A 25,693-nucleotide genomic window follows, 5' to 3' on the forward strand; every position below is an offset into this window, starting at 1 on the left:
TAATAGCCAGACCACTCGTACCAGCTAAACCTTTACCAGCAACGGCATCGGAACCAACTACCTCAAAATTAGTTCTGACAGCAGCAATTTGGGTAACGTCGATTAAACCACCAGCAACGGTGTCGAGGTCTTCAGTAGATAGTTCTTGAGCTTGTTCGGACTTGTTGATTTCAGACATGATATTTTCTCCTTAATTTGTAATTTGGTTAAGTGATAATGGATTAGAGTTGAATTAACTACTAACTAACGAAGTCACGTCTGGCAGCAATTGAATCAGTTTCATCATTAATAGCCAGACCACTCGTACCAGCTAAACCTTTACCAGCAACGGCATCGGAACCAACTACCTCAAAATTAGTTCTGACAGCAGCAATTTGGGTAACGTCGATTAAACCACCAGCAACGGTGTCGAGTTCTTCAGTAGATAGTTCTTGAGCTTGTTCGGACTTGTTGATTTCAGACATGATATTTTCTCCTTAATTTGTAATTTGGTTAAGTGATAATGGATTAGAGTTGAATTAACTACTAACTAACGAAGTCGCGTCTGGCAGCAATTGAATCGCTCTCATCATTAATAGCGAAACCGCCTGTAGCTGCGAAACCTTTACCAGCAACGGCATTGGAATCAACTACCTCAAAATTAGTTCTGACAGCAGCAATTTGGGTAACGTCGATTAAACCACCAGCAACGGTGTCAAGTTCTTCAGTAGATAGTTCTACGGGCTTAATGTTGTCAGACATGATGTTTTCTCCTTAATTTGTAATGTGTGATGTGTTAAGCACAGAGCGCGATTTGCTAGTTGGTTGCTCAGCGCTTTCCTCGCTTCATGTCTTAAGAATACGAATTCAACTCAGTTCTCCGCATCTGAAAAACGTCTAAGATTTTGCCTAAGCTAAGTAAGTAGATGCCGTACAACTTTCGCTCCATCGTGTTGAGCAATGCATAGGACTTTCGTTATAGGCTGACGCAGCTTGTTACAACAAAAGTCATGAATTTGCTTTGAAATCTGGAATTCAACAGCATATCGCTGTATGACTAGATTTGTAAGCATGAATGCAGATTAGATTTAGTCGTCATAAATAACAGCATTCTACGCTGATCATTCAAAAAATTAAATCCAATGAATAATTACCTATAAATCTCTAACAATGTTGTATATAAAACGGAAACAGCAATGTTGAATAAATTCAAATTAGCAACCAAATTTACCTTACTTCTATCGTTGGTGTTCATCGGTGCGATCGCAGTTAGTGGTTTTGCTTTATCTCATGCACTGGAGCAAAAAGCGGAAGCCGAAATTGGTTATCGAAGCCAAATTCTTGCAGAAATGATGAACTCAGTGAGAAACTTCACAAACATGCATATCAGCCCACTCCTGATACCTATGGTGGAGACTCAATCTACGTTTGTCCCTGAAAGCATTCCCAGCTATGCGGTGAGAGAAGTATTTGAGAATCTTCGCAAAAATGAAGAATATAAAGACTTCTTTTACAAAGATGCCAACCTTAATCCAACTAACTTGCGAGATAAAGCAGATATATTTGAAACGCAGCTCATCGAACAGTTTCGCAATCAACCAGATCTGAAAAATGTATCCGGTTTTCGTGACTCTTTTGACGAGAAGTTATTTTATAGCGCTCGTCCATTTTCTATTAAAAATCAGACATGTCTACGTTGCCATAGCACCCCTGAAGCTGCTCCAAAAAGCCACATCGTAAGTTATGGCTCAGAAAATGGTTTTGGATGGAAACTCAATGACATTATAGGCACTCAAATTATTTATGTTCCTGCTAGCAAAGTGTTTGATGATGCCAATCGTGCTTCTGTTTCATTTATGGGATTATTTATTGGCATATTTGCTTTAGTAATTTTGCTAATTAATTATTTACTAAGACGAAATGTGCTACAACCGCTCAAACCAATGGCGCAACTCGCTCAGAAAATCAGTATGGATGAGATTAGTGTTGAAGAAGCAGAAGAATTTGATCGCCAAAAGCTAACATCAATTGTGAAGCGCAATGATGAATTAGGACAATTGGGACGAGTTTTTCAACGCATGGTACATGAAATTTATGCCCGCGAACAAAAACTTAGACAACAGTTGCACACATTACGTATCGAAGTTGACGATGCCAAACGTGCGCGTCAAGTTGCGGAAATTGCCGAATCAACAACGTTCCAAAAATTGCAAGAGGAGGCAAAAGCAATGAGAAACAAACGAAACGCGGCAAATGAATAATGTTTTTGCACAGATAAGCTTTTTTCCTCAGTTTAATTGGAAATAACTATTCAGTTGAAAAAGGCTAAAAAGCTTATGAAACAACTAATACTCCTCCTATCCTCCATCCCCCATCCCCCATCTCCTATCTCCCATCTCCCATCCCCCATCCCCCATTCACAATTAAGGATTATCATGCCTGAAATTATTTCTATTCACTCATTCCGTGGCGGAACTGGTAAATCAAATGTTACAAGTAATCTCGCTACTCTCATCGCTCGCTCTGGACGGCGAGTTGGGGTTGTTGATACAGATATCCAATCGCCAGGAATTCACGTCCTGTTTGGTCTTGAAGAAGATCGAATCCGCTACACCCTGAACGATTATCTGTGGGGTCGTTGTGCCATAGAAGAAGCAGTCTATGACGTTAGCGCCATTTTGAAACAAAAACAAACATTTTTTGGTAGGCAGGGGAGTATTCATCTAATTCCTTCCAGTATTAGGATGAGTGATATTTCTCGAATCTTACGCGAGGGATATGATGCACGCCTGCTTAACGATGGTTTGCGTAATCTAGTTCGTCGTTTAAAACTGGACTATCTGTTGATCGACACTCACCCCGGTATTAACGAAGAAACTTTGTTATCAATTATTCTCTCTGATGTCCTTGTGCTGATTCTCCGTCCAGATAAACAAGATTACCAAGGGACAGCAGTGGCGGTCGATGTTGCTCGTAAGTTAGAAGTCCCTAAGATGCTGCTAGTAATCAACAAAGCGCTGCCATCTTTAGATTTCAAAGAGTTACGGCAACGAGTGGAGAATACCTACCAAACTCCTGTAGCTGGAGTACTTCCTGTTTGTGAAGAGATGTTTAATTTAGGAAGCAGTGGCGTTTTTTGTTTGCGCTATCCAGATCATCCTTGGACTCAAAAAATTAATGATATTGTCAAACAAATTACGGGTTCTGGAGCAAAATTGGTTGTATAAAAATGGCTCTAACCCATTCCACCATAGTAGTAGAGACGTTGCACTGCAACGTCTCTACAGAGGTTATTGATTTTCCTACCTAACAAACCTGCGGAATGTAGGAAAATAAATAAAGATAAGTTTACATTTTTTCATAATTAACCGAAAAACCTATGCTGGCTGCAATTCTCTTTGACCTAGACGGCACTATTGTCAATACTGATCCCATACACTACCAAGCTTGGCGGGAAATGCTGTTGAGTTACAGCCTAGAAATTGATGAAACATTCTATAAATCCCGGATTAGTGGTCGGCTAAATCCAGAAATTGTCAAAGATATCTTGCCACAATTGTCACCAGCAGAAGGACAAATATTTGCAGATGAAAAAGAGGCGCTTTTTCGCAAACTCGCCCCACATCTGAAACCACTGAGTGGATTTTCTGAATTACTAGCATGGACAGATGCACATCAACTAAAACGTGCATTAGTTACGAATGCACCTAGATTAAATGCAGAATTTATGCTAAAGGTATTAGGAATACAAGAAGCTTTCGATACAGTTGTTTTAGCGGACGATTGCATAGCAGGTAAACCCGACCCTGCACCTTATCAAGCTGCTCTGAACAAGTTGGGAATTGAAGCAGAGGAGGCGATCGCTTTAGAAGACTCTCCTTCTGGCATCCGTGCTGCGGTTGGCGCGGGTATCCGCACTATTGGCATTGCCTCTACCCACGATCCACAAGTCTTACAAGAAGTCGGTGCATTTATGGTAATTCCAGATTTTACTGATTTGCAATTGTGGACATTGCTAAGCTCTCTAATTGAGGAAGATTTGAGGGCGATCGCTTCTAATTTGTAAGGTTACACTTATTTCTCAGCAAGAATCGCGTAAATTTCCCGTTTAACTTGCTCTAAAAGCCCACGTACCCGATTTATTCGGTCTACATTGCCACTGCGAGCAACCTGCACCATAATACCAGCTAATTCTGTTGCCACTTTTCGCAACTCAATCAACTCTTGGGGCTTACCTGCCATAAAAGTTTTGAAGGTTTCCCAAGAAGAGTCTGTAGTTTCTTTTTGGGTACGCTCTGCCAAGAGTTGTCTACCCTCATCTGTAATTGTGTAAATCCGTTTGCCTCCTTCCTGTGCGCTTCTCAAATAGCCACCTTCCTCCAGCATTTGGAGTGTTGGATACACTGAGCCAGGACTGAGGCGACGGAAACCACCATAACGAGTTTCCATTTCTTTAATTAGGTCGTAACCATGACTAGGGTGCTCGGATAACAATTCCAGCAGAATGAACTTGATGTCACCTCGACGAGTCCGGGATTCATCTCCCCAGCCACGACCAAATGTTTCGTCACCAAAGTGTTTCCCATGATGTCTGTCATGATGCTTGCCATGCTGAAACCAATAACTGAGCCATGAATCCTCTTCACTGACTCCTGCCCATGCAGGTGCAGGAAAGCCAGAGCGAAAGTGTCTAAACATAAGTGAATCTCAAATCAACTTTCTTCACTATACGATATATCGGAATACATCGCGATATATCGGAATAGAAGTTTGATGAAGATTTGTGACTTGAGAATGCAACTCATAGTAGGCAACAGCCATGCTACGGTGGAAAAACGGCCTTTGCTCGAATTATCAAGTAAGGCGATCGCGATGTCACAATAGACTTCTGGCAAAAAGCCAAGCTGATGTGATGTTAAGGCTTGAAATAGCTGTGAGCTTGCACTTGTGCAACGAAAGACTCTATCCATTGCAAATATTGCCAGCCGGCAACTACTGCTGTATCGTTGTGATCTGCGCCTGGAACTAAAAATAGTTTTTTCGGTTCAGGAGCAGCAGCATAAAGTTTTTGGCTCATGAAAGAAGGTACAGTTAAATCTTCAGTGCCATGAATGAATAAAACTGGCATTTTCAGTTTTGGCAATTTTTTAATAGATTCAAACCGCTGCGTCAAGATTAAATCGACGGGAAACATCCAAAACAGGTTTTGATAAGCTATTAAGTCGCGGATGGAGGTAAAAGAGCTTTCCACAATCAACCCAGCGGCCTCTGAGTGTTTGAGAGCCAAATCAATAGCTACTGCACCACCCAGCGAATGTCCATAAATAAAAATTTGGTTGGGTGAAATCTCTTGTTGCTGTACCAAATAATTCCAAGCGGTGGCTGCATCTTGGTAAACCCGCATTTCATTGGGAAAGCTCCCCTCGCTACGACCATAACCCCGATAATCAATCAGCAACACCGAAAACCCCAGTTGATGAAATCGGTTTGCATGAGCTATGTTTGCGCCAATATTTACACCATTCCCGTGCAAGTATAATAGCACCTTGGTATTGGGTTGTTTAGCTGTAATCCACCAACCGTGAATATGCTCTACTTTGCCAGTTGTAACTGTTACAGGCAACCAAACCTCTGTGTAAGGGAGATTAAACAGCTCTGGTGTCTTTTCAATGACAGCATAGGGAAAGAAGATGAAGCGAGGTTGCTGAACAAACAGAAATAGACAGATAGTACAGTAGGCGATTACTGCAACTACCCCTACCCAAAGTAACAGCCTGGACAATACTTGTATTAGAAGTAGCAGCTTGTTGATGATCAGGAACTTAATTTTTTATTTTTAAGGTATATATAAATACAATTTTTACACTTGCCTAGGTGGCTTTGATGTTTTCAAATCAGCATTAAACTGATTATCAAAAAAAATTTGGTAGAAATTCAATTAACTAGTAAATTTACGTATGCATATCTAAGTAACTTCACACTTTAATAGTAAAGATTAACTGATATCAGGAGAAGATTGTGACGCTCTTAAATGAGACTCAATTAGAGCAGCTAAAGGAAATAAGTAGACAATTACGACAAATAAGACAAGAAAAATCTATAAAGATAGAAGAAATAGCAGCTCAAATACTTATTCGCCCTGCTCTTTTGCTAGCTTTAGAAGAAGAACGATTTGAAGAATTGCCTGAGCTTGTTTTTGTGCAAGGATTTATCCGTCGCTACGGAGATGCTTTAGGGTTAGATGGGAATGCTTTAACACACACTCTTATAACCAAAGTTTTCCGTCAAGATTCCAATCATGATAGTAAGAAATCAGACAAAAAAACAGTTATACACATACCAATTTTTGGTATCTATATCATATTATTAGTAGCTGCATCTATTGGACTCTTTTATACAGTTAATCCACAATTTATAGGTGAATCCCTAGCTCAGAAGCAAAAGTCACCCACTAGATTTAGCAGTTCTCCAGATGTTCCTACGTCGCTAACGCTACGCTAATGACAGAAACAGCCTTGGCGTTGGAGAAGTCTCTCGTAGAGAAGCAACCATCGTTGAAATTAGGGTGGGCATTATATAATGCTCACCCTACAAGCTTTGATTGTAGGCAACCATGAGTAGTTTACGATATCTGCGGCTGACGCAGATGCCAAGTAGTGGATTGCTCATAAGCATAAGCCACTTGAAACAGTTGGTCTTCTCGCAGCACTTTACCAATTAGCTGTAATCCAATTGGTAATCCGTTGTCATCAAAACCGCATGGCACGCTTAAACCAGGTAAACCAGCTAGATTCGCGGGAATCGTCATCAAGTCCAGTAAATACATACTCAAGGGATCAGTATTTTTTTCTCCTGCTTTAAAAGCTGTTGTCGGAACAGTAGGACAGGCTAGCACATCAACTTGTTCAAAAGCTTTTTCAAAGTCTTGCTTAATTAAAGTGCGAACTTTTTGCGCTTTCAGGTAGTAGGCATCATAATAGCCAGCAGAAAGGGCATAAGTGCCAATCATAATTCGGCGTTTGACTTCTTCACCAAAACCAGTGGAACGGGTACGAGTGTACATTGACAGTAGATTGTCTACGTCAGGAGCGCGATAACCATACTTAACACCGTCGTAACGAGCTAGGTTTGCTGATGCTTCAGATGGGGCGATGATGTAGTAGCTAGGTACGCCATAGCGAAATCTGGGGCAGGAAATTATATGAATTTCCGCGCCTAAGCTTTGTAATTGATCGATCGCTTTAGTAACAGTTTGTTCGACAACAGAGTCTAGACCTTCGCCAAAAGTTTCTTTGATGACACCAATTCTTAAGCGTCCTCTGGCTCTGAGGTCTGGTTTTAAGCCAGCAGCGTAATCGGGAATTGGAACTTTGAGGCTAGTGGAGTCTTTGGGATCATGACCTGCGATCGCACTCAATAATATTGCGCTATCTTCTACTGAGCGTCCAAATGGGCCAATTTGATCTAAAGATGAAGCAAACGCCACCAAGCCGTAGCGAGAAACTAGTCCGTAGGTTGGTTTCATCCCGACTACACCGCAAAAAGATGCAGGTTGTCGAATTGAACCGCCAGTATCAGAACCGATGGAAACAACGCACTCATCTGCTGCTACGGCTGCTGCTGAACCCCCAGAAGAACCACCAGGAACCCGCGACAAATCCCAAGGATTAGCTGTGATATGGTAAGCAGAGTTTTCTGTGGAACCACCCATTGCAAACTCATCTAAATTGGTTTTACCCACCATCACAGCCCCAGAGTCAAGCAATTTTTGCGTTACGGTTGATTCATAAGGCGGCACAAAGTTTTTCAAAATCTGAGAGGCGCAGGTGGTGGGAATTCCCTTAGTACACATGTTGTCCTTAATGCCAACAGGAATCCCTGCAAGTATGCCAATTTCTTCTCCTGCGGCGATTTTGGCATCCACAGCACTAGCCTGCTCTAACGCCTGTTGCGCTGTCACATGTAAGAAACTGTGCAATTTTGGCTCTAATGCTTGAATCCTGTCTAAAGCTTCTTGGGTAATTTCGACGGCAGAACGTTCTTTTTTAATTAGCTGTTCGTGCAACTCGCGGATGGATGCCATGATTGCTCTCTTTGTGACTCAAGTCCTTGATTTTAGTACATATTGACGATTTCTGCTCAGTTGGGTTAGTCGCCCAAATGGTCTAGGTTGCTATGCTATACATGTTGATTAAGTTGATAAATAACCTAATTTATATATATTAAATAGGCTTTGAAGTCAGCAAATAGCTGTCTGTTAACCGCATATTCATTAATTTACCAAAATTTGAGAAAATGTGGCTCTTTTTGTGTAAGAGTATAGCAGTATTTGATTGTCATAAAGTTTTGTATTATGGACATTACTCTGTCTACAAGCCTGATAATTTTATCAATTAATAAACTTTAGAGAATTTGTTTTGGAAGTAGAAAAACATGGTTAAAATAGTCACACGTAGCTATATTAGTAAACAAAATGTTTATGATATTGGAGTTGAGCATGATCATAATTTTGTTATCAAAAATGGGTTAATAGCTGCTAATTGTTTTAATAAATCCCATTCGACTGCTTATGGATATGTCACTTACCAAACAGCATATTTAAAAGCTAATTACCCGTTGGAATATATGGCGGCACTGTTGACAGCTAACAGTGGTGATACCGATAAGGTGCAGAGATATATCACTAATTGTACCAATATGGGTATTCAGATAGAACCGCCAGATATTAATCGCTCTGGTGTAGATTTTACGCCAACAGCAAAAAAGATTTTATTTGGATTTTCAGCGGTACGTAATGTTGGTCAAAATGCGATCGCCTGTATTTTGGAAGCGAGGAATACGACAGGGGAGTTTAAATCTCTGGCTGATTTTTGCGATCGTGTAGATCTACGTGCTGTTAATCGCCGTACATTAGAGTCTTTGATTTACTGTGGAGCTTTTGACAAAATTGAATCAAACCGCCAGCAGTTAATCCAAGACCTAGAACTAGTATATGACTGGGCACAATCACGTGCCAAAGATAGAGCTAGCGGTCAGGGAAATCTCTTTGATTTATTAGGCGGATTTTCTTCTAGTCAAAATAAAAAAGCTAATAATGCTTTTGAAACTGCTCCTAAAGCGAAACCTATAGTAGATTTTCCCCCACAGGAAAAACTGCGAAAAGAAAAAGAACTATTGGGCTTTTATGTATCAGACCATCCGTTAAAAGCCTTGAGTCAAATAGCACCTTTGTTAACTCCAATTAACCTTTCACAACTTGGCGAACAAAGAGAAGAAACAAAGCTTTGTGCCGTTGTTATGTTGAATGGGGTGAAAAAAGTAGTTACCAAAAAAGGTGATTCAATGGCAATTTTGCAAATAGAAGATTTAACTACACAATCGGAAGCTGTAGTCTTTCCTAAAACTTATGAACGTATTAGTTTACTACTCCAAGTAGATACTAGATTAATTATTTGGGGTAAAGTAGACCGACGAGATGACCAAACTCAATTTATTGTTGAAGATGCAGAACCAGTAGAAACAGTACAAATGGTGATGGTGGAACTCAATCCTCAGCAAGCAGGTAATATCGAAGAATTACATCGTTTGAAAACTATTCTGCAAGAACAGTCAGGAGATAAAGAAAAGGCAAAAATGCCAGTCATAGGAATTGTACAAACTGAAAATTCCCGTAAACTTGTTCGCTTGGGTTGGCAATTTTGTGTACAAGATTCCAGAATAACCGTTCAAGCTTTACAAAACGCTAGATTTCCTGCTCATGTAAAACTGCTGACTGGTGGTTGAGGCTAGGGAATAAAAGTACTAGTAATACAAGTAGCTTGATATCAGTTTTACTTAACTGTCAACAGTAGATAACCTTAGTATTTAGGAAAACAAAAGTTTTTTTAGTTACTTCTGCGGATGATGGTTTCCGGTAGATTGCAGTATATTTTTATGCTATGACCGTATGGACGGCGACTGGGGAAGGAGCCAAAACTTGATGACCGTAAATGAGCTAAATAAATTTGTTTCGTATTGTAGAAAAATTCAACCCCAAACTCAGGAAGACATTAAAAAATTCTTTGAGGGGGTAATCGTGTTTCCTTATGATAAGGAACTTTTATTACAAGCTTATTTATTTTTAAACATGAAAGATTTATTTCCTTCATGTGCTGAACTGCTGTTATTTGAAAAATCTCCAATTGCTGATTATACAGATTTAGGTAAATGTGATTTTGTATATCTCACATTTAAAGGTAGTCTGTTTTTAATTGAAACTAAATTTATTGATACAGAAGCAACAGGAGCAACGGAAAGAAAAAGAAGAAATAAGCATAGAAACAAGGTATTTGAACAAGTTATTACTTTAAAAGGCCGATTTAGCCAATATTGGAATATGAGGCTTGAACAACTAGAATGTGGGGTTTTTACAACAGATTCAGAAATAGCTTGGCGTGGAAATGGTGTAAATGTCGTAACTAAATCAATATCGATAAATCATCTTGAACAATGGCGTAAAAATTACAACAAAAGTGATACAGTTTATGAAATGAGTAAACTTATTAATCCAACTAATCGCTAATTGTAATTAACAACAAGATTCCCGACTTCTTTGAGAAGTCGGGAATCTTGTTGTTTAGCTCCAAAATAATACCTAGAATTTTATAAATAAAAGTTTTATTTTACACTAGTAAATATTATCTATAAGGAAAACTCATTTATCCATTATCTGTTTTCGTAGGCGAATAGGCGATCGCTAAATCACTTTGAACCTCGACCAAGGCCAGGTTTTTCAGACAAAAACCTCTTCTATAGTACAAAAATACTATTTTGCTGCTAAAATGCCTTACAAGTTAAGTAGCCTTGCAAGAGGAACTATGAAAAAAATCCAAGATAACTATAAAAATCTCATCTCGCTTAAATCCCTGTTACAGCCTGCAACTGTGACTACTGCTATAGTGCCACTACAACCTCAACAAGAAAAGATTATTAGTGACTGGGAGCGTCTAGTAGCACAAACTGAACGTATCAACCAAATGGCAAAGGAGTTAGAAGGGGCAATATTGGAATTGAAGACAATAGCTAGCACATTCAAGACTCAACACCCATTAGTGAGAGAGGAGCTATGCAACAATATCTGTCAGTATTTCGTGGTTGGTGTCCCCTGTGTAAAACAAAAGCCTGACGAATCATTTATCCTTACGATGCGAAAAGTTGATCTGTTCCGAGCAGAAAGGGAAGCAGGACTGCTAGCACACCAACTCCGTCAGCAAACAAAAAAAAGATTAGCATCACAGCAACACAGAAAAAACAAGGTGGGACTGAGGCTGACACAAGGCGCTGACTCAAAAGGATACTAATCAACAAATCTTAAAATTATCAATATTCGATAATAGCTCATCCCTTGGGTTGTAACAGTTATGCTGATTGAAGTAGCAGAAGGTATTTCTTGTTTAGAATTCCCATATGCTACACTGCTGCCATTTGCAACTACTGTGGTAGCAAAAAAGTGGAATTGCCCTAAGATTTGCACTCCTGTAAAGTACCATGCAACATCAAGGACAATCAATCAGCGCACAAAAGAGGTAAAAAGAAGGTGTTTAGGACACTTTTGGTAATTGCCGTTGGTTTTTTACCTTCCCTGTTCTCCTTATGGGTAATTCGTAAAACCCGTTTGCGGACACGCGTACGCATGAGGCAAGCAGCCATGAATTTCCCAGTGGTGCAGGTACGGCACAGACCTATTGAAGGCGATCGCTACTATCTGGAAGGGGTGGGTTATCTGATTGGTGACATCAGCTGTAAATTTAATGCTCGATCTGGCTATATCCGTTGTGCTGTCAACCCCGACGGGCCGTGTAATGGTTGCCGTCACTATGAACCCAAAGAATTAGTTGGTAGTGAAAAGAGGGCTTAATCTTAAACTTTGCTTACTCAACGTTTAAAAAAGGGGAGGTAAATTAATATGGTTTTGCTTTTCTCCTTTAATCCTTACCTCTTCCCAGAAAAGTATGGGAAGCAAATCTAAACGCGTTAAAATTAGATTTGTAGGCTTCAACTTCTGGTAGTGTGCTGCCTAGTAAGAGCACTTTTCTATATTTAATTTTTAAAGTACGCTCGTCTAAACTTACGAAATCTATATTCTTGCAAAGTAGCTTAAGAACCAATACTTCTTGGTTAAAGGGGAAAGAGGTGCATGTTTGATACCCTTTTACCAAATCACAAGGACGGTGAAGAGTGCTTATCCTATAAGTATTGGCTTGAGAACAACAATTTCTCAAAGGAGTAAATAAATTATGCCTTTATTACAAAAAGCAAAGAAATATTGCAAATGGGTCTGGGATGAATCTTTTGAAGGCGAGTTTGATACTTGGGGTACTAGCACCTATTTTATGGAAATTGGTCATAATTTACATGCAATCAGACAAATAGAGGTTTACGAAAACGGAAACGTATTATCTTATGATGGCAGCCATTTTTCTGATAATTACGGCATGTTGTGCGACCAACGCATAGGTGAAGACGATATACAAGAGTTTGAAATTACCAAAACAGAATTTGAGCAAGTATGGAATACAAAAACTCCTATAAATAGATGAACGCTGCTGACTGGATTTGAGAAACATGCACAAAACTGAAGCAAATCAAAATTGTAACTCTTGCAAAAGTCCAAAAGCTCTTTATTAGTAGCAAGTCTAGAGAATAATCACTTGACTGAATCCAGTCTCACCTTTGCTAAACTCGCTATCCTAGACAAGGCTATTCAAAGCAACGTGTCGAATTAGTATTCTATCTAAAAAAATCGAATTTTAATGCTTGTAAATTACTAATGTATATTTGCCATTTTATAGCAATGCATAATTCGCACACATTTATATGAGATTTTATATGAGATTTTGAGTCTTGAAAAATAGGAAGTTGAAGCTAGGATTTTAGTAAACCAACTAGGTATTGAAAAACCGTATTTATTAAAGAACAGAAGAAAAGTCAACCCAGCTAAACCTTCTGTATCAAGGCATTCATGCCTATTTAAGAAAACTGCACTTTGTCAAGTGTGTATTTGAAATAGGCGATGCATCTATCTAAGGGTATAGATTTTTGGATGGTTTTGATCACCCTTAAGTCTTAATAATTAGAGAAAGCAAGATTCTTGGCTGGATCTGTTGCTTTCTCTTAATTATCAGCAACACTGAAGGTAAAACGGTAGTACGAATTAGCTAGCGATCGCCTCTGTTCGACAAATTTTTTTTTGCACATCCCAGTGAAAGATCAGGGAAAGAATGGATCGATATATTAAGCATAAAGTGAGTGCTTGATACAGTACACAAATTAAAGTTTTAGTGAAGTTAATATAAGTTATTGATAATAAAAGGATAAAGCCTTGACAAACTGTCTCTAATTTTACAAGATACTTATAGCAAGTAATAAAACAGTGTTTAAGCAACACTGACTTTGCAGTTTTCTCTTTCAAAGATTCCCTTTTACGGCTAGTCGGTTCATTTATCTGGTGTCACACTTGTGCCTGACCTCAGTCCCCCAAAGTCTGCGTTCTTTCAAGAGTGACATGGTATTGCTATTAGATGATATGACTGCGATGTTTCTTTAAAATAGAGGATTTGTTTCAAAAATTAACTAAATGCCATTTCAGCAAACTTAGATCTACACTCTAGATTCCCAAAATACCAGAGAGTAGAAACTAACTTATGAATTAAACCGGGAGTCTCTCCCCTTGACTCCCAAAATGCCAAGGGGAAAATCCCAGCTTTAGTTTTGTATTAGATGACTACAGAGTTAACCTTTGTAGGCTAACTTACTGTGCATCTATATCTGAAATCTCGGCCTATGAGGACTTCACGATTTAGATGCGACAGCTTCATGCTTCTGCGTTTTTCCATTAACAAAACTGGTTACAATTATGACACTTACTCTTGCTGATAATCAAGCTGTAAGAAAACAAGCTTTAGTAAGCTACAAAGCTTGTTTGAGGGACTTGACTATACTCCAGCCGCTACTTACAAAATTTCGGCTCAAAAATCTACCTGATCCCTTAATAACTAGGAATTTCTGAATTAGCCGCAAAATTGGCGTGTTCAACCTTGTAACTCCTGATAGCCAATGCAAGCTAGCTAATCTGAATTCTGCAAATTCTTAATTAAGCTCATCCCACCCCTAAAAGGTGATGAGATTTCACGTTGACTGTTGACTGTTAACGGCGTTGGGGCGTCTTTCATCCCATCCTTAGAAGGAATGGGTTTTTCCGACGCCTTTTTATAACCTATGCACCCCAGAAATAGACAGATGCGGGAAGTGTTTGTTCTGCATTGATGATTTCTCTAGAGCAAATGCGAGATGTTTGCATTCCTAGGCTAGTTGGGTGCACAGAGGGCCGCGATCAGGATTTTTTATAGTGCGTCCTTGGAGGTGAGTGGGTGTTATCCGTATTTTCCAAGCATCAATTAGGTAAAGAAGTTGCTTCGTTTTTCAGTGAACAGCTTTCAGACAAAGACCTAGAAAACTGTTTGACGATGATAGAAATTGTTGAACCACCATTGGCGAAACAGTTTTGGCAATTAGAACAAGCTAGACCTGGAATTTACGTAGTTTTGGCAGGTAAAGTTAGGCTCTTGGATTGTGCTGATAATCTGATCACGACTCTGACGGTAGGGGCTTCTTTTGGTGAAGAGACACTATTTGTAGAGCAAGAGTGGCAAGCTTACACAGCTAGGGCTTCCAATGGGTTGAAGCTTTGCTATCTTCCAGGTGAAATGCTGCAAGCTTTGATGAATAAGTATCCTAGCCTTCGCGATCGCCTTTTTGCTCGTGCTGAACTATGGGATTTATTGCTAACTTATTGTTACAGTTCGCCCCAACGTCCGACATCTGTGCCAGGTATTTTGCAAGCATTATCTTTATTTGAGCGGCGTGCTCTAGAAATTGGCTCCCTAGCGCCAGAATTTTACCAAGATTCTCAGTTGTGGCTGCTATATCGAGGCGAGCTCTCAAATGCAGATGGGTGCAAGCTCATAACCGCCCAGATGCAGATATCTCAACACCAAGGTTGGCAAGTCACACAACCCTCAATTGTGTACATATTGAAAAGTTCTCATTGGCAAACAGCACTACAACATTGGTCAGAATTAGCATTATTTACCAACTCGGATGCAACTCCCACTGCTTGCCAAGAGATCCGTCAGAATAGATTACAACCATCACAACTGAGTCAGCAAAGGAAAATTATCCCCTTTCCCACGCAGATTACACCACAACAACAGCCAAAAAAACCACGCCCTTACTTTCCCAGTCCAAAAGTGCAAATGGGGCATTGGTGGAGACGCCTCACCCGACGCTATCCTTTCTATGCTCAACAAAGTGCATCAGACTGCGGCGCTGCTTGTCTAGTAATGATTGGGAGCTATTGGGGCAAGCACTTTAGTATCAATCACCTGCGGGAAATGACCAACGTCAACCGTAGTGGTGCATCTTTACATGCCTTAGCAATGGCAGCCGAGAACCTCGGTTTTGCTACCCGGCCAGTCAAAGCCAGTCTCGATAAATTAGCAGAACAACCTCTACCTGCGATCGCCCACTGGGAAGGTAAACATTTCATCGTTGTCTATGAAATCACGAAAAAGCAAGTAATTGTAGGCGATCCCGGCATCGGACAACGCAATCTGACTATTAAGGAATTTAAAGCAGGTTGGAGTGATTATGCACTGTTACTGCAACCAACAATGCAACTTAAGGATGCCAAAGACGAGAGTCCAAGCTTCTGGAAGTTTTTTGAGTTAGTCAAACCTCACTATGCAGTACTTTTAGAAGTCTTGATAGCTTCAGTGCTGATTCAAATATTTGGACTAGTAACGCCAGTATTTACCCAACTGCTGCTAGACCGAGTACTTGTGCAACGCAGCGTTACAACCTTAAACGCTGTTGCTGTGGGGATGATCATTTTTGGTTTGTTCCGCATCGCCATGAACGGAGTGCGGCAATATCTACTAGATCACACAGCCAACCGGATTAGCGTCTCCCTACTGGTGGGTTTTATCAAACATACCTTCCGCTTACCTCTTTCCTATTTTGAGTCGCGTTATGTCGGGGATATCGTCTCGCGCATCCAAGAAAATCAGAAGATTCAGCGCTTCCTGACTGGACAAACACTGTCCATCATGCTGGATATGCTGACATTGGTAATTTATCTGGGCATGATGTTCTGGTATAGCTGGCGCATGGCATTATTCGTGCTGTTTACTGTGCCGCCATTTTTCATCTTGGCGCTGGCTAGCACAAGTATTTTGCGCCGCATCTCCAGAGAGATTTTTAATGCTGGAGCTAAAGAAAATAGCTATCTTATAGAATCTCTGACCGGAATTCGTACTGTCCGCTCATTGGCCATTGAACAGACGGTACGCTGGCGTTGGGAGGAATTGCTGAATAATTTGATCAAAACAGGCTTTAATGCTCAAGTAATTGGCAACCGCCTGCAAATTCTGAGTGGCGTTATAGAAGTCTTTGTGAACACAGCATTACTGTGGTTTGGAGCAACGCAGGTGATTCAAGGGGAACTCACTGTTGGACAATTGGTTGCTTTCAACATGTTGGTGGGAAACGTCTTGAGTCCTTTTCAACGGTTTTCACTGCTGTGGAATGAATTGCAGGAAATCATTATTTCCACCGAACGAATTAATGATGTATTAGAGGCGGAACCAGAAGAAGACTTGCGAAATAAACCTCGCAAGTCCCTAGGTAGATTTCGTGGTCATATTCGGTTTCAGAATGTTACCTTCCGCTATCACCCAGAAAGTGAGACTAATGTGCTGGAAAATATCAGCTTTGAAATCCAGCCTGAGCAAATGGTGGCGGTGGTGGGACGTAGTGGTTCTGGTAAAACAACCCTCAGCAAATTGATTTTGGGTTTATATCCGCCAACAGACGGCAAAGTATTAATCGATGAGCAAGATGTTACAAGTATTTCGCTGCGATCGCTCCGTTCTCAAATTGGTGTAGTTGATCAAGACACTTTTTTATTTGGTGGCACTGTTCGAGAAAATATTGCGATCGCTCACCCAGAAGTCTCTTTAGAAGAAATTATACAGGCAGCACAATTAGCAGGAGCAGATGAATTTATTCAGCAATTACCAATGGGTTACGAATCCCAAATTGGTGAAGGCGGCGGAATGCTCTCTGGCGGGCAACGCCAACGCCTAGCTATTGCCCGTGCCCTACTCGGAAATCCGCGTTTATTACTTTTTGATGAAGCCACCAGTCACTTAGATTCCGAATCAGAACGTATCATTCAAAACAACCTCAAAACAATTCTCAAAGGACGCAGCAGTGTGATTATTGCTCATCGCCTTTCTACTGTCCGCAATGCTGATCTGATTTTGGTTTTAGACCACGGCGTATTAGTAGAAAGCGGGACTCACGACGAGTTAATTACTAAAAAAGGTCATTACTACTATTTAAATCAACAACAACTGACTCAAGTTAGTTGAGTCTGGGGCAGAGAAAAGAGGAAATTCTCATCCCCACTATGTCCCTTGCTCTCTCTAGGCTTTGTGCTTGCTTATGTAGGAGTCTCAAATCCTCTATCTATACCTTTTGGGAAATAAAACTATGCCATACGCATCTAGCAATTTCTCATCTGAACTTTCCAACCAGGAGAGAGATGAGTATCAAAGTTTCACACAAATAGACGATCCTGAGATTAAACAGACTACAGAAGGTAATGCTGATTGGTATTACGGTACTGTAGAACTGCTAGATGCTCTACCTAGAGCTTGGACACGTGGTGTTTTGTATGTGCTGATTGGCTTTGCTGCGATCGTCTTACCTTGGGCAACGCTGTCAAAGGTCGATGAAACAGGAAGCGCTAGAGGACGTATAGAACCTCAAGGCGCAACGCAAAAATTAGATGCTCAAGTCAGCGGAAGTGTTAAAGCTGTCAGGGTAAAAGAAGGAGAGACAGTAACAGCAGGGCAAGTTCTGCTCGAACTGGAGTCTGATATCCTGCAAACCGAACTACAACAGGCACAGACAAAGTTCTCTGGACTGCAAAATCAATGGGTGCAAATGGATGTACTCAAAAACCAACTACAGTTAACGCTAAGCGTTCAGGAACAACAAAACCAATCTCAAATATTGGAAAAAATGTCCCAAGTGAACCAGGCAAAACAAAACCTGGATGCAAAACAGAGTAGCTATAACCTCCAAAAGTTAGAGAAACAGGCATTAGTTAGTCAGGCGCAACAGCAAATTAACACTACTCATGATGATCACAAGTCTGCTCAAAGCCTTTTGACTATAGATTCAAGGCAAGTCGAACGCTTTAGGCAACTCGTGAAAAATGGTGCGGTTTCTGCAACTCAAGTTGATCAACTCAAAAAACAAGAACAAGAAAGCAAACGACTCTATCAAAAAGCGCAATCTGACATCAAGCAGGCAGAATTGCGCTTCACTGAAGAGATAAATCGCTATCAGGCAACGATCAAGCAGTTGGAGTCTGATATTGAGCAAGCAAAACTCCGACTGCAAGAAGAACAAAGCAGCTATCAAAGCGTAGTACAAGCAGGAAAACTGACTGTGCTCAAAAGTCAAGAGCAACTCAAAGACTTACAAACCAAAATTGCTGCATTGCAATCAGAAATAGCTCAGGCCAAAAGCCAGATTATGTCCATAAAACTTCAAATGCAGCAACGAATAATGCGATCGCCTATTGATGGAGTGATTTTTGAGTTACCCACCAAGAAAGCGGGAGAGGTAGTACAACTTGGTCAGAGGATTGCCCAAATTGCGCCTAAAAATGTTGGCATTTTACTCAGAGCTCATATGCCTAATCAGGATAGTGGCTTTTTGAAGGTAGGAATGCCAGTCAAGATTAAGTTTGATGCCTATCCTTTTCAAGAATATGGCGTCTTACCAGGGAAAGTTACTTGGATCTCTCCAGACTCTAAAGTTAGCCAAACATCCCCAGGAAACATAGAAACCTTCGAGTTAGAAATCGCTTTAGAGCAGCAGTATGTCCAAAATGGCGATAAACGTATTCCATTAACTGCCGGTCAGACAGCAACCGCCGAAGTCATTATTCGCCAAAGGCGGATGATTGATTTTGTTTTAGATCCATTTAAGAAACTGCAAAAAGGCGGCATAGAGATTTAGTCGAGCAAATAAAAAATTATGGGAGGAATTGCATTATGAGCAAACTTCTAAAAATTTCCGATTCCGATATTATTCACAGTATCAAACTCTCCTGCCAATTTCCTGGTGTCGTGGAGGCGATCGCTACTCAAAAAATTATTACGGAAGCAGCCCAACATGCAGGGATTCAAGTTGACGAAGAAGAACTACAGCAGGAATGTGACCAACTGCGGTTAGCCCAGAAGCTCGTAAAAGCTAAAGATACCTGGATTTGGCTGAAAAAATATCATCTATCTTTCAAAGAGTTTGAAGAATTAATTTACAACAAAGTTCTTTCGAGAAAGTTAGCGAATCATCTATTTTCGACGCAAGTTGAAAAGTTCTTTTATGAACATCAACTAGATTACATTGCGGCCGTCACCTATGAAGTCATTTTTGATGATAAAGACTTGGCTTTAGAACTGTTTTACGCACTGGAAGAAGGTGAAATTAGCTTTCCAGAAATTGCTCATTTATACATCCAAGAACCAGAGCTACGTCGTGCTTATGGATACCAAGGACTCCGATACCGTAAAGATTTTCGCCCGGAGATTGCAGCGGCTATATTTGCTGCTTCTGCTCCAGAAATTCTCAAACCTATTCAGACTATCAAAGGAGTTCATCTGATTGGAGTTGATGAAATTATTCAACCCCAATTAGATGACCAATTACGCCAAAAAATCATTGCAGAATTATTTGCTGCTTGGTTACAGCAACAAATTGAGTTTATGGAAATAGATATTCCGCTAGACTCAGATGCCAATTTGCAAACAATAGATAATTGAATTTTAAATATCTTTGTAGCTGATAATTTTTTCATGCTTTACTCAAAAATTATGAATTTAACTAAAACATGCTTCGGGCATGATATATATATATGGAAAAATTAAGTTTTTTAGCTTGATAAATTAAATTCTTGGTGATTAAAAAGGCGTTTAATTAATTAAGATTAACTCGCAAAAACACTGCTAGGCAACAAAAATACAATAGTTGTCTAGAATTTGTGTGCGAATTTTTCTGCTTTAAAAAATACGTGAATTTACATTATTTGGGAAAACTATATTAGTTATTTTTATCAAAATTGCCAAAAAAAATGTTGATTTTTCCAAAAAATAGACTATATTAAAGATGTAACCAATAAGAAGTAAATTGGTTGCAAAAAAAAATTTTTAAAACTTTCAGGAGAAACCTAATGATTATCTCTGATCTGAACATCTTAGAAGTTGCTGAAGAAGCTGCTAATATCCAAGGTGGTACTATACAGCCTCGCTCTTATAGAGAAACTGACTTCATTTCCATTAATTTCGATTCCTTAAATCGCTTTCAAACTTTTGTCGTAGATCCCTTTACCCGAAACAACAGTGCTTCTGCTGGCGCTAAGGGTGATGCACAAAACTTTACTAACATCCCCACATACTCCTTCACAAAGGCTGATACAGTAGCCGCGACCCGCTACTTGGGTGATTCCTTCTCTGGTAGTACTTCTGCTGCTGTAATTAACCGGGCATTTTAGTAGCTTCAAGCTCTTGACATTCTTGCAATATCAAGATTTAAAAGGAAATTGTTGAAGATTAATAATGTTTTTTCCTATTAAATTTTGGTCAGCAGTGTAAAGCTTGAACTTGAATTAACTGACTAGTTTAGTGGTCTATCTCATTAATTTTGATTAGTGTTGGCGCTTTAGCGCTGAAGCGCTTACCAAGAAATATTTTAAATCATTAAGAGTGATGAAAAGACCACTAATACAGGAACCGCTGAATGCTCAATATAGCTAAGAGCTACCAGTGGTTTCCTCGTTTCTGAAGCACTAGTAACTAGGCTTTGGTTTGGAGTTAAAAAACAGAAATGTATCTAATAACCGCCAAAATCAATGTCAGGTAAATAATTTGGAGATTAAAGACTTAAGTTATCTAAAACACATTACCGAAACCAGTAGTGTAGTAGCTGGTAATATCTATGCTCGCACTGACACCATAACAAGAACTGGATTTGGATATGCTCTAGCTGATGCAGTAGCACTTGCTGAAGGTCAGTTTACTACCACGGATGCTCAAACTCTGACAAGAGTTAGATATTACGGTAACTTTACTTTAAGTATGGCTGATGCAAGAGCCAAGGCTAGTGCAATCACCGGAAGCAAAATTGCTCGATTTTCTAGTTTTAGTACTTCTACTTCGCTTACTTTCACGAGTTTTAATAATTAAATAATATCGGTAGGGACATGAGGCGTATTATGAAGAAATTAAAAATATCAAATTTGAGTTTTTGTGAGTTAGCAGCAGATAAAGTTGTTGAAGTTAAAGGTGGATTGACTGCTGCTGAAAGTTTGGCATATGAGTATTCACGCTGGTTATTAACGAGTTTTTTTAATCCTGTGGCTGTACAATATATTACTGAAGAATTTTATTCTAGTTCAGAATATGTTGGTGAAAAGTTAGAGAATGAAACCACTGGCAAATCTGGATATGTAGTGTCAAGCAGAGATGGCACATCTCAGGCTGGTGTAGTAGTTGGTCGAAACTCGAGAAAAGCTTTTGCCTCATCTATCTATTATGCCTAAAAAGCTTGAATTGATTCATGGAGTTTCTCTCGTACTTCTGCATTCTCAATTGCTCAATTCATCGCAGATTACCTTTGCTTAAAAAAGTTAAAGACAGGCTAGATTGTCAGTCTAGTACAACCTGATTTGATCATTTAAGGCAATAAATACTTGATTGATAAGTACCTAAATGATAAGTATTAGTTGAAAATCATTTTACTAGACTGACTCTCTAACAATTTTTATTAAAGCTATACCAATTACTGCTGAATTAACACAGTCTTTTGAAAATGATTCGCCGTCAAGTTATCATCAAACAAATAATATTATCAGATAGCAAAATTATTGCAGAAGCGAAAACCATAGTTATGGCTTCTGGTGATGCTCAAAGTGAGATTAACCAAAGTATTTCAGTTAATATTTCATCTAACAACACTTCTAGCAGTTACACACAGTATAGTTATTCTGCTAATTAGCAGATAATAAGAGAAGTTGGGAGTCTTAATTGCTCACTAATTATTGAGAATTGGTATGTAGCGATCGCAGATATTCTATTCTTTTAAAAAACAAGCATTATTTACTTTGCGCCTATATTTTAACGCAATACCAATCACACCACTAGAAATAAGTAAAGCTATGTTATCTGATGGTTCAGGTGCTTTAACTGTAACTTGATTTCTCTTAACTTCTACTAAAGCTACATTGGTTGTGTTTGCAAAAGTGCGTTGCAAGGAACCCTGAACAAGAACTGTTGCAAATTCTTCCTTGCCTCCAAAACTAGATTCAGATTTTTGATTACTTATGACAATATTTTTGCTATTATTAACTTTTAAAAAATCGTTATTATCCTCTGTAAATAAACCCCCTGCAATATTAAAAGAGTCTAAAACTTTATTATTATCAATGTCGAACAATACCCAAGACATATCTCCAATTGCTTTTGCATTTTCTTGTGGTGCAGCATCGATAGATGTTTGTAAAGCTAAAAAAGCTTTAAAGTCAAAAAAGAAAGATTTATCTGCTTCTACAGAGAAACTTCCGATCAGGCTAGCTTCACTTTCTGCAAATCCTGAATAATCAGTATTCACCCCCTCAGCTAAACTGAAAGATGAATTAAAAGCTTCTGGTGGAAAGACTGTAAAACTTGCTTCGGCATCAGCAATAGTTGCGACATCTCCACCTTGAAAAATGGCTTCGGCGTTGGTATCAGTTATTGTCAAAGTACTCAAAGGGCTTTGACTAAAGTTTGTAAATAATAATTCTCCTTTAGATAACGCAAGAGTAGCAGCCTGAGTGGGTAAAGCTGCAACTACAGAGCTAGTTAGCAATGGAGTAACAACTAATAAGAGTCGCTTGACAAATTGCAGATAAGTCTTCATGGAACTCTCTTATTTTATAAATAATATGTAAGCCTAGTCTGATGTTAATAGGGACAAGCAGAATTATTATTTATAATACAGGTAATCACCTAACTTATAACAAAGGAAAGGGATACAAAAAGTTGCAAATCCTTGAACAGTAAGGATATATCAATTATTAAGTGGGCATAATTAAACATAAGATGTTTTGTAGCTTTTAATTAGTATTTTTAGGCTAAAAGCCAAATATTAAATTTAATTTATTGATGCCCACCTACTTCCAACTTTTACAAAAACACAGAAAAATTGACTACTATTAACAGCTAATTAGCATTCAAGTTGCATGCTAGAAGTTAGGAAAACTATACAATCTGACTCCTAACTTCTTATAGTAATTTTCAAATACGTGAAATACAGGAGCCAGTTACGTGAGCGAAGATGCGTCTTTGGCGGTAGCCTGCGGCAAGCCGCTGCGCGTCTACGTTAAAAAATTGGGCATTGCTGAATCAGGGGATGAATTTTGATGTATTGAAATTTTCCACTCCTTACTCTCTCTGTCTTGAAAAGTTTCCTAGGTCGGGCTAACCCTCCTTCTCCTGACGGAGACGCTACGCGAACAGAACTTTTCGCTGCGTCTCTGTCTTGAAAAGTTTCCTAGGTCGGGCTAACCCTCCTTCTCCTGACGGAGACGCTACGCGAACAGAACTTTTCGCTGCGCCTCTGTCTTGGAAAGTTCTGTTCGCCGGAAGCCGGCGCTCAGACTTTCCGCTGCGTGTTAGCGTAGCGGGGCGTAGCCCAATAAATCATCCCGCAATTATGCAACGCCAAAAAATGAATTTGACAAAGAGTTTTAGCCTTAACTGAACCGTATTAGGTTAAAGAGGACTCCGTTTAAATTCACTCTTTTTCTTCCTCTTAACTATTGGTCAGTTGTTTATTGTTACAACTGACCAATAGCTAATTAAATGAACCCAATGCGGTCAAGAGGCCAAAAGCGAAATGTTGCTCGACCAATGATATTTTTACTAGGTAAAAAGCCCCAGTATCGAGAGTCGTTACTATCATTGCGGTTATCACCCATGACGAAAAATTCGTCTTCAGGGACTTTCACGGCTAAGAAAGGCCGATTTGGTGGTTCAGCAATGTAGTCTTCTGATAAGGGTTGACCGTTGAGATAAACTTTCCCAGAAGCAACACTAATCACCTCTCCAGGCTTACCAATAACCCGCTTGATGAAGGCTTGGTCTTTGGGATATCCTCTACGTTGTAGTTCTGCGGGTGGCTGAAAAACAATAATATCGCCAGTTATAGGAGGGTGGAAACGGTAGGAGATTTTTTCCACTACCAGGCGATCGCCCGTGTGTAAGGTAGGTAACATCGAGTCAGAGGGTATATAGCGGGGTTCGGCGATAAAAGTCCTGATCAGGAGTGCCAAACATAAGGCGATCGCAACCAGAGTCAGATTTTCTTGCCAACTACGCCATGCTTTCGATGACGCAGTAGCTTCTTTTGCATCACTTTCGTGAGGAGTCATAGAGGTTTTCAGCCAATTCAAAAAGTGGGACAAATACCTTGATTATTTTGGCGTTAAAGGTATACTTGTAAGCAAGCTGGGTTTTGCATAAACCCATACAAATATTAGTAATACACTTATCGCATCTACCAAAATTAAGCAAAACTAGTGTGCATAAAATATAACCTGCTCAGGTGATACAAGCTTAAGATTAGAGCTGCCGCATAGATTATTGAATCTCCTCATCTTAACTGGTGCAATTATAAAGCAAGGTTATAGCTGATTCTGAGTTTTGCCTCCTCCTCTTGAAAAACTAGTCACCGATTGCTAGAGCGATATAGCCAGCCGATTTTTTCTTGAGTGGAAAACTGGTTATTGAATGGCAAAATAAAAACAATAATGGTGGAATAAACAAAAACAGCTTATCAAAAATACTCAACTACCGCAGCAATAGCGGTAGCTATTTCCTCCATAATTTCAGTTGAACATTCTCCAATTTTACGGATGAATCTTTGCACATCCATACCGCGCAATTGTAAAACATCTACAGCAGAAGCTTTTGTCAAACTATTTTTGGTGTCTGGTTCAATTTTGATATGCCAGATATTGCCAGTGTAATATTCCTTCCAGTCTGTGATTGGTGCAACTAATTTAATAAGTAATTTACCAACACCATCGGAGCTTACCACCACAGCAGATCGGATTTTTTTTATTTCTGCTCCCACTGTTGGATCAAAATTAGCTAGCCAAATATCACCCCGTTGAGGCTCAGGAGAGCTAATAATCAACTAAGTCTCCTGTCTGTAATTCTTGCCATTCTCTATCTTGTTGGTAATGTACTAACATTAACTCAGCTTGTTCTGCTAATATGCGTCGCCGTTCTGCTAATGGCAACTTCATGAACTCACGACGGTTGATATTTTGAAATTTTACAGGTATGTCTTTTGTTTCTAGCTGGGTGTTCTCTTTTTGAGTAGTAGATTTTGACACTTCCATAGATTAACAGTAATTGCTGACTTATGTTGATTCTATCTCAACTGATATCTTGCACCATTCTCAATAATCGTAGGTAAGGCAATGCCTTTAACATAAACGTCTACTGAGATAAATACTTTGGTTGATGTATTCGACCAAAGAAAAAGGTTTTACTTT

Annotated in this window: 25 protein-coding genes; 16 read left to right on the forward strand and 9 right to left on the reverse strand. The window is 39.5% G+C overall.

Features of this window, described 5'->3' with window-relative positions; translation table 11 throughout:
* Positions 1-239: 239 nt before the first annotated feature.
* Positions 240-464: a CTB family bacteriocin gene (locus FNW02_RS11625; RefSeq protein WP_191757705.1), complete on the reverse strand. Its 225-nt coding sequence runs from the start codon at positions 462-464 to the stop codon at positions 240-242.
* Between the two features lie 61 nt (positions 465-525).
* Positions 526-741: a CTB family bacteriocin gene (locus FNW02_RS11630; RefSeq protein ID WP_191757706.1), complete on the reverse strand. Its 216-nt coding sequence runs from the start codon at positions 739-741 to the stop codon at positions 526-528.
* A gap of 434 nt (positions 742-1,175) precedes the next feature.
* Between FNW02_RS11630 and FNW02_RS11635 the strand changes: the two genes are divergently transcribed.
* The 3 genes from FNW02_RS11635 (at position 1,176) to FNW02_RS11645 (ending at position 4,045) form a co-directional block, all read left to right on the forward strand.
* A complete protein-coding gene (locus FNW02_RS11635) occupies positions 1,176-2,240 on the forward strand; it encodes a Tll0287-like domain-containing protein (RefSeq protein ID WP_191757707.1) in 1,065 nt (354 codons plus the stop codon).
* A gap of 174 nt (positions 2,241-2,414) precedes the next feature.
* Positions 2,415-3,206, forward strand: a complete 792-nt coding sequence (locus tag FNW02_RS11640) for a MinD/ParA family ATP-binding protein (protein WP_191757708.1) — start codon at positions 2,415-2,417, stop codon at positions 3,204-3,206.
* A gap of 152 nt (positions 3,207-3,358) precedes the next feature.
* Positions 3,359-4,045, forward strand: a complete 687-nt coding sequence (locus FNW02_RS11645; protein ID WP_191757709.1) for an HAD family hydrolase — start codon at positions 3,359-3,361, stop codon at positions 4,043-4,045.
* Between the two features lie 8 nt (positions 4,046-4,053).
* Here FNW02_RS11645 and FNW02_RS11650 read toward each other — a convergent pair whose 3' ends face one another.
* Complete coding sequence (locus FNW02_RS11650; protein WP_191757710.1) at positions 4,054-4,677, reverse strand: PadR family transcriptional regulator; 624 nt, start codon at positions 4,675-4,677, stop codon at positions 4,054-4,056.
* A gap of 217 nt (positions 4,678-4,894) precedes the next feature.
* Positions 4,895-5,770, reverse strand: a complete 876-nt coding sequence (locus FNW02_RS11655) for an alpha/beta fold hydrolase (protein ID WP_191757782.1) — start codon at positions 5,768-5,770, stop codon at positions 4,895-4,897.
* 227 nt (positions 5,771-5,997) lie between these two features.
* Between FNW02_RS11655 and FNW02_RS11660 the strand changes: the two genes are divergently transcribed.
* Positions 5,998-6,480 carry a helix-turn-helix domain-containing protein gene (locus FNW02_RS11660; protein WP_191757711.1) on the forward strand — a complete coding sequence of 161 codons (483 nt, stop codon included), beginning with the start codon at positions 5,998-6,000 and terminating at the stop codon, positions 6,478-6,480.
* A 121-nt stretch (positions 6,481-6,601) separates the two neighbouring features.
* Here the strand turns inward: FNW02_RS11660 and gatA are convergent, their stop codons facing one another.
* Positions 6,602-8,062, reverse strand: coding sequence for an Asp-tRNA(Asn)/Glu-tRNA(Gln) amidotransferase subunit GatA (gene gatA / locus FNW02_RS11665; protein ID WP_191757712.1), 1,461 nt, complete (start codon positions 8,060-8,062; stop codon positions 6,602-6,604).
* A 350-nt stretch (positions 8,063-8,412) separates the two neighbouring features.
* On the opposite strand from gatA, the gene FNW02_RS11670 reads away from it, so the two are divergent.
* From FNW02_RS11670 to FNW02_RS11725, 12 genes are all read left to right on the forward strand, one after another.
* Positions 8,413-9,762 (forward strand): helix-hairpin-helix domain-containing protein, encoded by a 1,350-nt coding sequence (locus tag FNW02_RS11670; RefSeq protein WP_191757713.1) that lies wholly within the window; start codon positions 8,413-8,415, stop codon positions 9,760-9,762.
* A 196-nt stretch (positions 9,763-9,958) separates the two neighbouring features.
* A complete protein-coding gene (locus FNW02_RS11675; protein ID WP_191757783.1) occupies positions 9,959-10,540 on the forward strand; it encodes a hypothetical protein in 582 nt (193 codons plus the stop codon).
* 295 nt (positions 10,541-10,835) lie between these two features.
* Positions 10,836-11,318 (forward strand): hypothetical protein, encoded by a 483-nt coding sequence (locus FNW02_RS11680; RefSeq protein ID WP_191757714.1) that lies wholly within the window; start codon positions 10,836-10,838, stop codon positions 11,316-11,318.
* Positions 11,319-11,554: 236 nt separating this feature from the next.
* Positions 11,555-11,875, forward strand: a complete 321-nt coding sequence (locus tag FNW02_RS11685) for a DUF6464 family protein (protein ID WP_191757715.1) — start codon at positions 11,555-11,557, stop codon at positions 11,873-11,875.
* Between the two features lie 379 nt (positions 11,876-12,254).
* Complete coding sequence (locus FNW02_RS11690; RefSeq protein WP_191757716.1) at positions 12,255-12,557, forward strand: hypothetical protein; 303 nt, start codon at positions 12,255-12,257, stop codon at positions 12,555-12,557.
* Between the two features lie 1,830 nt (positions 12,558-14,387).
* Positions 14,388-17,450: an ABC transporter transmembrane domain-containing protein gene (locus FNW02_RS11695; RefSeq protein WP_191757717.1), complete on the forward strand. Its 3,063-nt coding sequence runs from the start codon at positions 14,388-14,390 to the stop codon at positions 17,448-17,450.
* A 121-nt stretch (positions 17,451-17,571) separates the two neighbouring features.
* On the forward strand, positions 17,572-19,113 hold the full coding sequence (locus FNW02_RS11700; RefSeq protein ID WP_191757718.1) for an HlyD family efflux transporter periplasmic adaptor subunit: 1,542 nt from the start codon (positions 17,572-17,574) through the stop codon (positions 19,111-19,113).
* Between the two features lie 35 nt (positions 19,114-19,148).
* Entirely contained in the window at positions 19,149-19,916 is a 768-nt protein-coding gene (locus tag FNW02_RS11705) for a peptidylprolyl isomerase (protein ID WP_191757719.1), read from the forward strand.
* Positions 19,917-20,323: 407 nt separating this feature from the next.
* Positions 20,324-20,644, forward strand: a complete 321-nt coding sequence (locus FNW02_RS11710) for a hypothetical protein (protein ID WP_191757720.1) — start codon at positions 20,324-20,326, stop codon at positions 20,642-20,644.
* Positions 20,645-20,957: 313 nt separating this feature from the next.
* Positions 20,958-21,335: a hypothetical protein gene (locus FNW02_RS11715; RefSeq protein ID WP_225225589.1), complete on the forward strand. Its 378-nt coding sequence runs from the start codon at positions 20,958-20,960 to the stop codon at positions 21,333-21,335.
* Positions 21,336-21,364: 29 nt separating this feature from the next.
* Positions 21,365-21,691 (forward strand): hypothetical protein, encoded by a 327-nt coding sequence (locus tag FNW02_RS11720; protein WP_191757722.1) that lies wholly within the window; start codon positions 21,365-21,367, stop codon positions 21,689-21,691.
* A 269-nt stretch (positions 21,692-21,960) separates the two neighbouring features.
* Positions 21,961-22,146: a hypothetical protein gene (locus tag FNW02_RS11725; protein WP_191757723.1), complete on the forward strand. Its 186-nt coding sequence runs from the start codon at positions 21,961-21,963 to the stop codon at positions 22,144-22,146.
* Between the two features lie 75 nt (positions 22,147-22,221).
* Here the strand turns inward: FNW02_RS11725 and FNW02_RS11730 are convergent, their stop codons facing one another.
* The 4 genes from FNW02_RS11730 to FNW02_RS11745 form a co-directional block, all read right to left on the reverse strand.
* A complete protein-coding gene (locus FNW02_RS11730; protein WP_191757724.1) occupies positions 22,222-23,049 on the reverse strand; it encodes a hypothetical protein in 828 nt (275 codons plus the stop codon).
* A 940-nt stretch (positions 23,050-23,989) separates the two neighbouring features.
* Positions 23,990-24,562 carry a signal peptidase I gene (lepB, locus tag FNW02_RS11735; RefSeq protein ID WP_191757725.1) on the reverse strand — a complete coding sequence of 191 codons (573 nt, stop codon included), beginning with the start codon at positions 24,560-24,562 and terminating at the stop codon, positions 23,990-23,992.
* Positions 24,563-24,966: 404 nt separating this feature from the next.
* Positions 24,967-25,329 (reverse strand): type II toxin-antitoxin system PemK/MazF family toxin, encoded by a 363-nt coding sequence (locus FNW02_RS11740; protein ID WP_191757726.1) that lies wholly within the window; start codon positions 25,327-25,329, stop codon positions 24,967-24,969.
* Positions 25,319-25,537 carry a hypothetical protein gene (locus tag FNW02_RS11745; protein WP_191757727.1) on the reverse strand — a complete coding sequence of 73 codons (219 nt, stop codon included), beginning with the start codon at positions 25,535-25,537 and terminating at the stop codon, positions 25,319-25,321. The genes FNW02_RS11740 and FNW02_RS11745 overlap by 11 nt, the downstream gene beginning before the upstream one ends.
* Positions 25,538-25,693 lie beyond the last annotated feature (156 nt).

The sequence above is a fragment of the Komarekiella delphini-convector SJRDD-AB1 genome, from assembly GCF_014831675.1.
GTDB lineage: Bacteria > Cyanobacteriota > Cyanobacteriia > Cyanobacteriales > Nostocaceae > Komarekiella.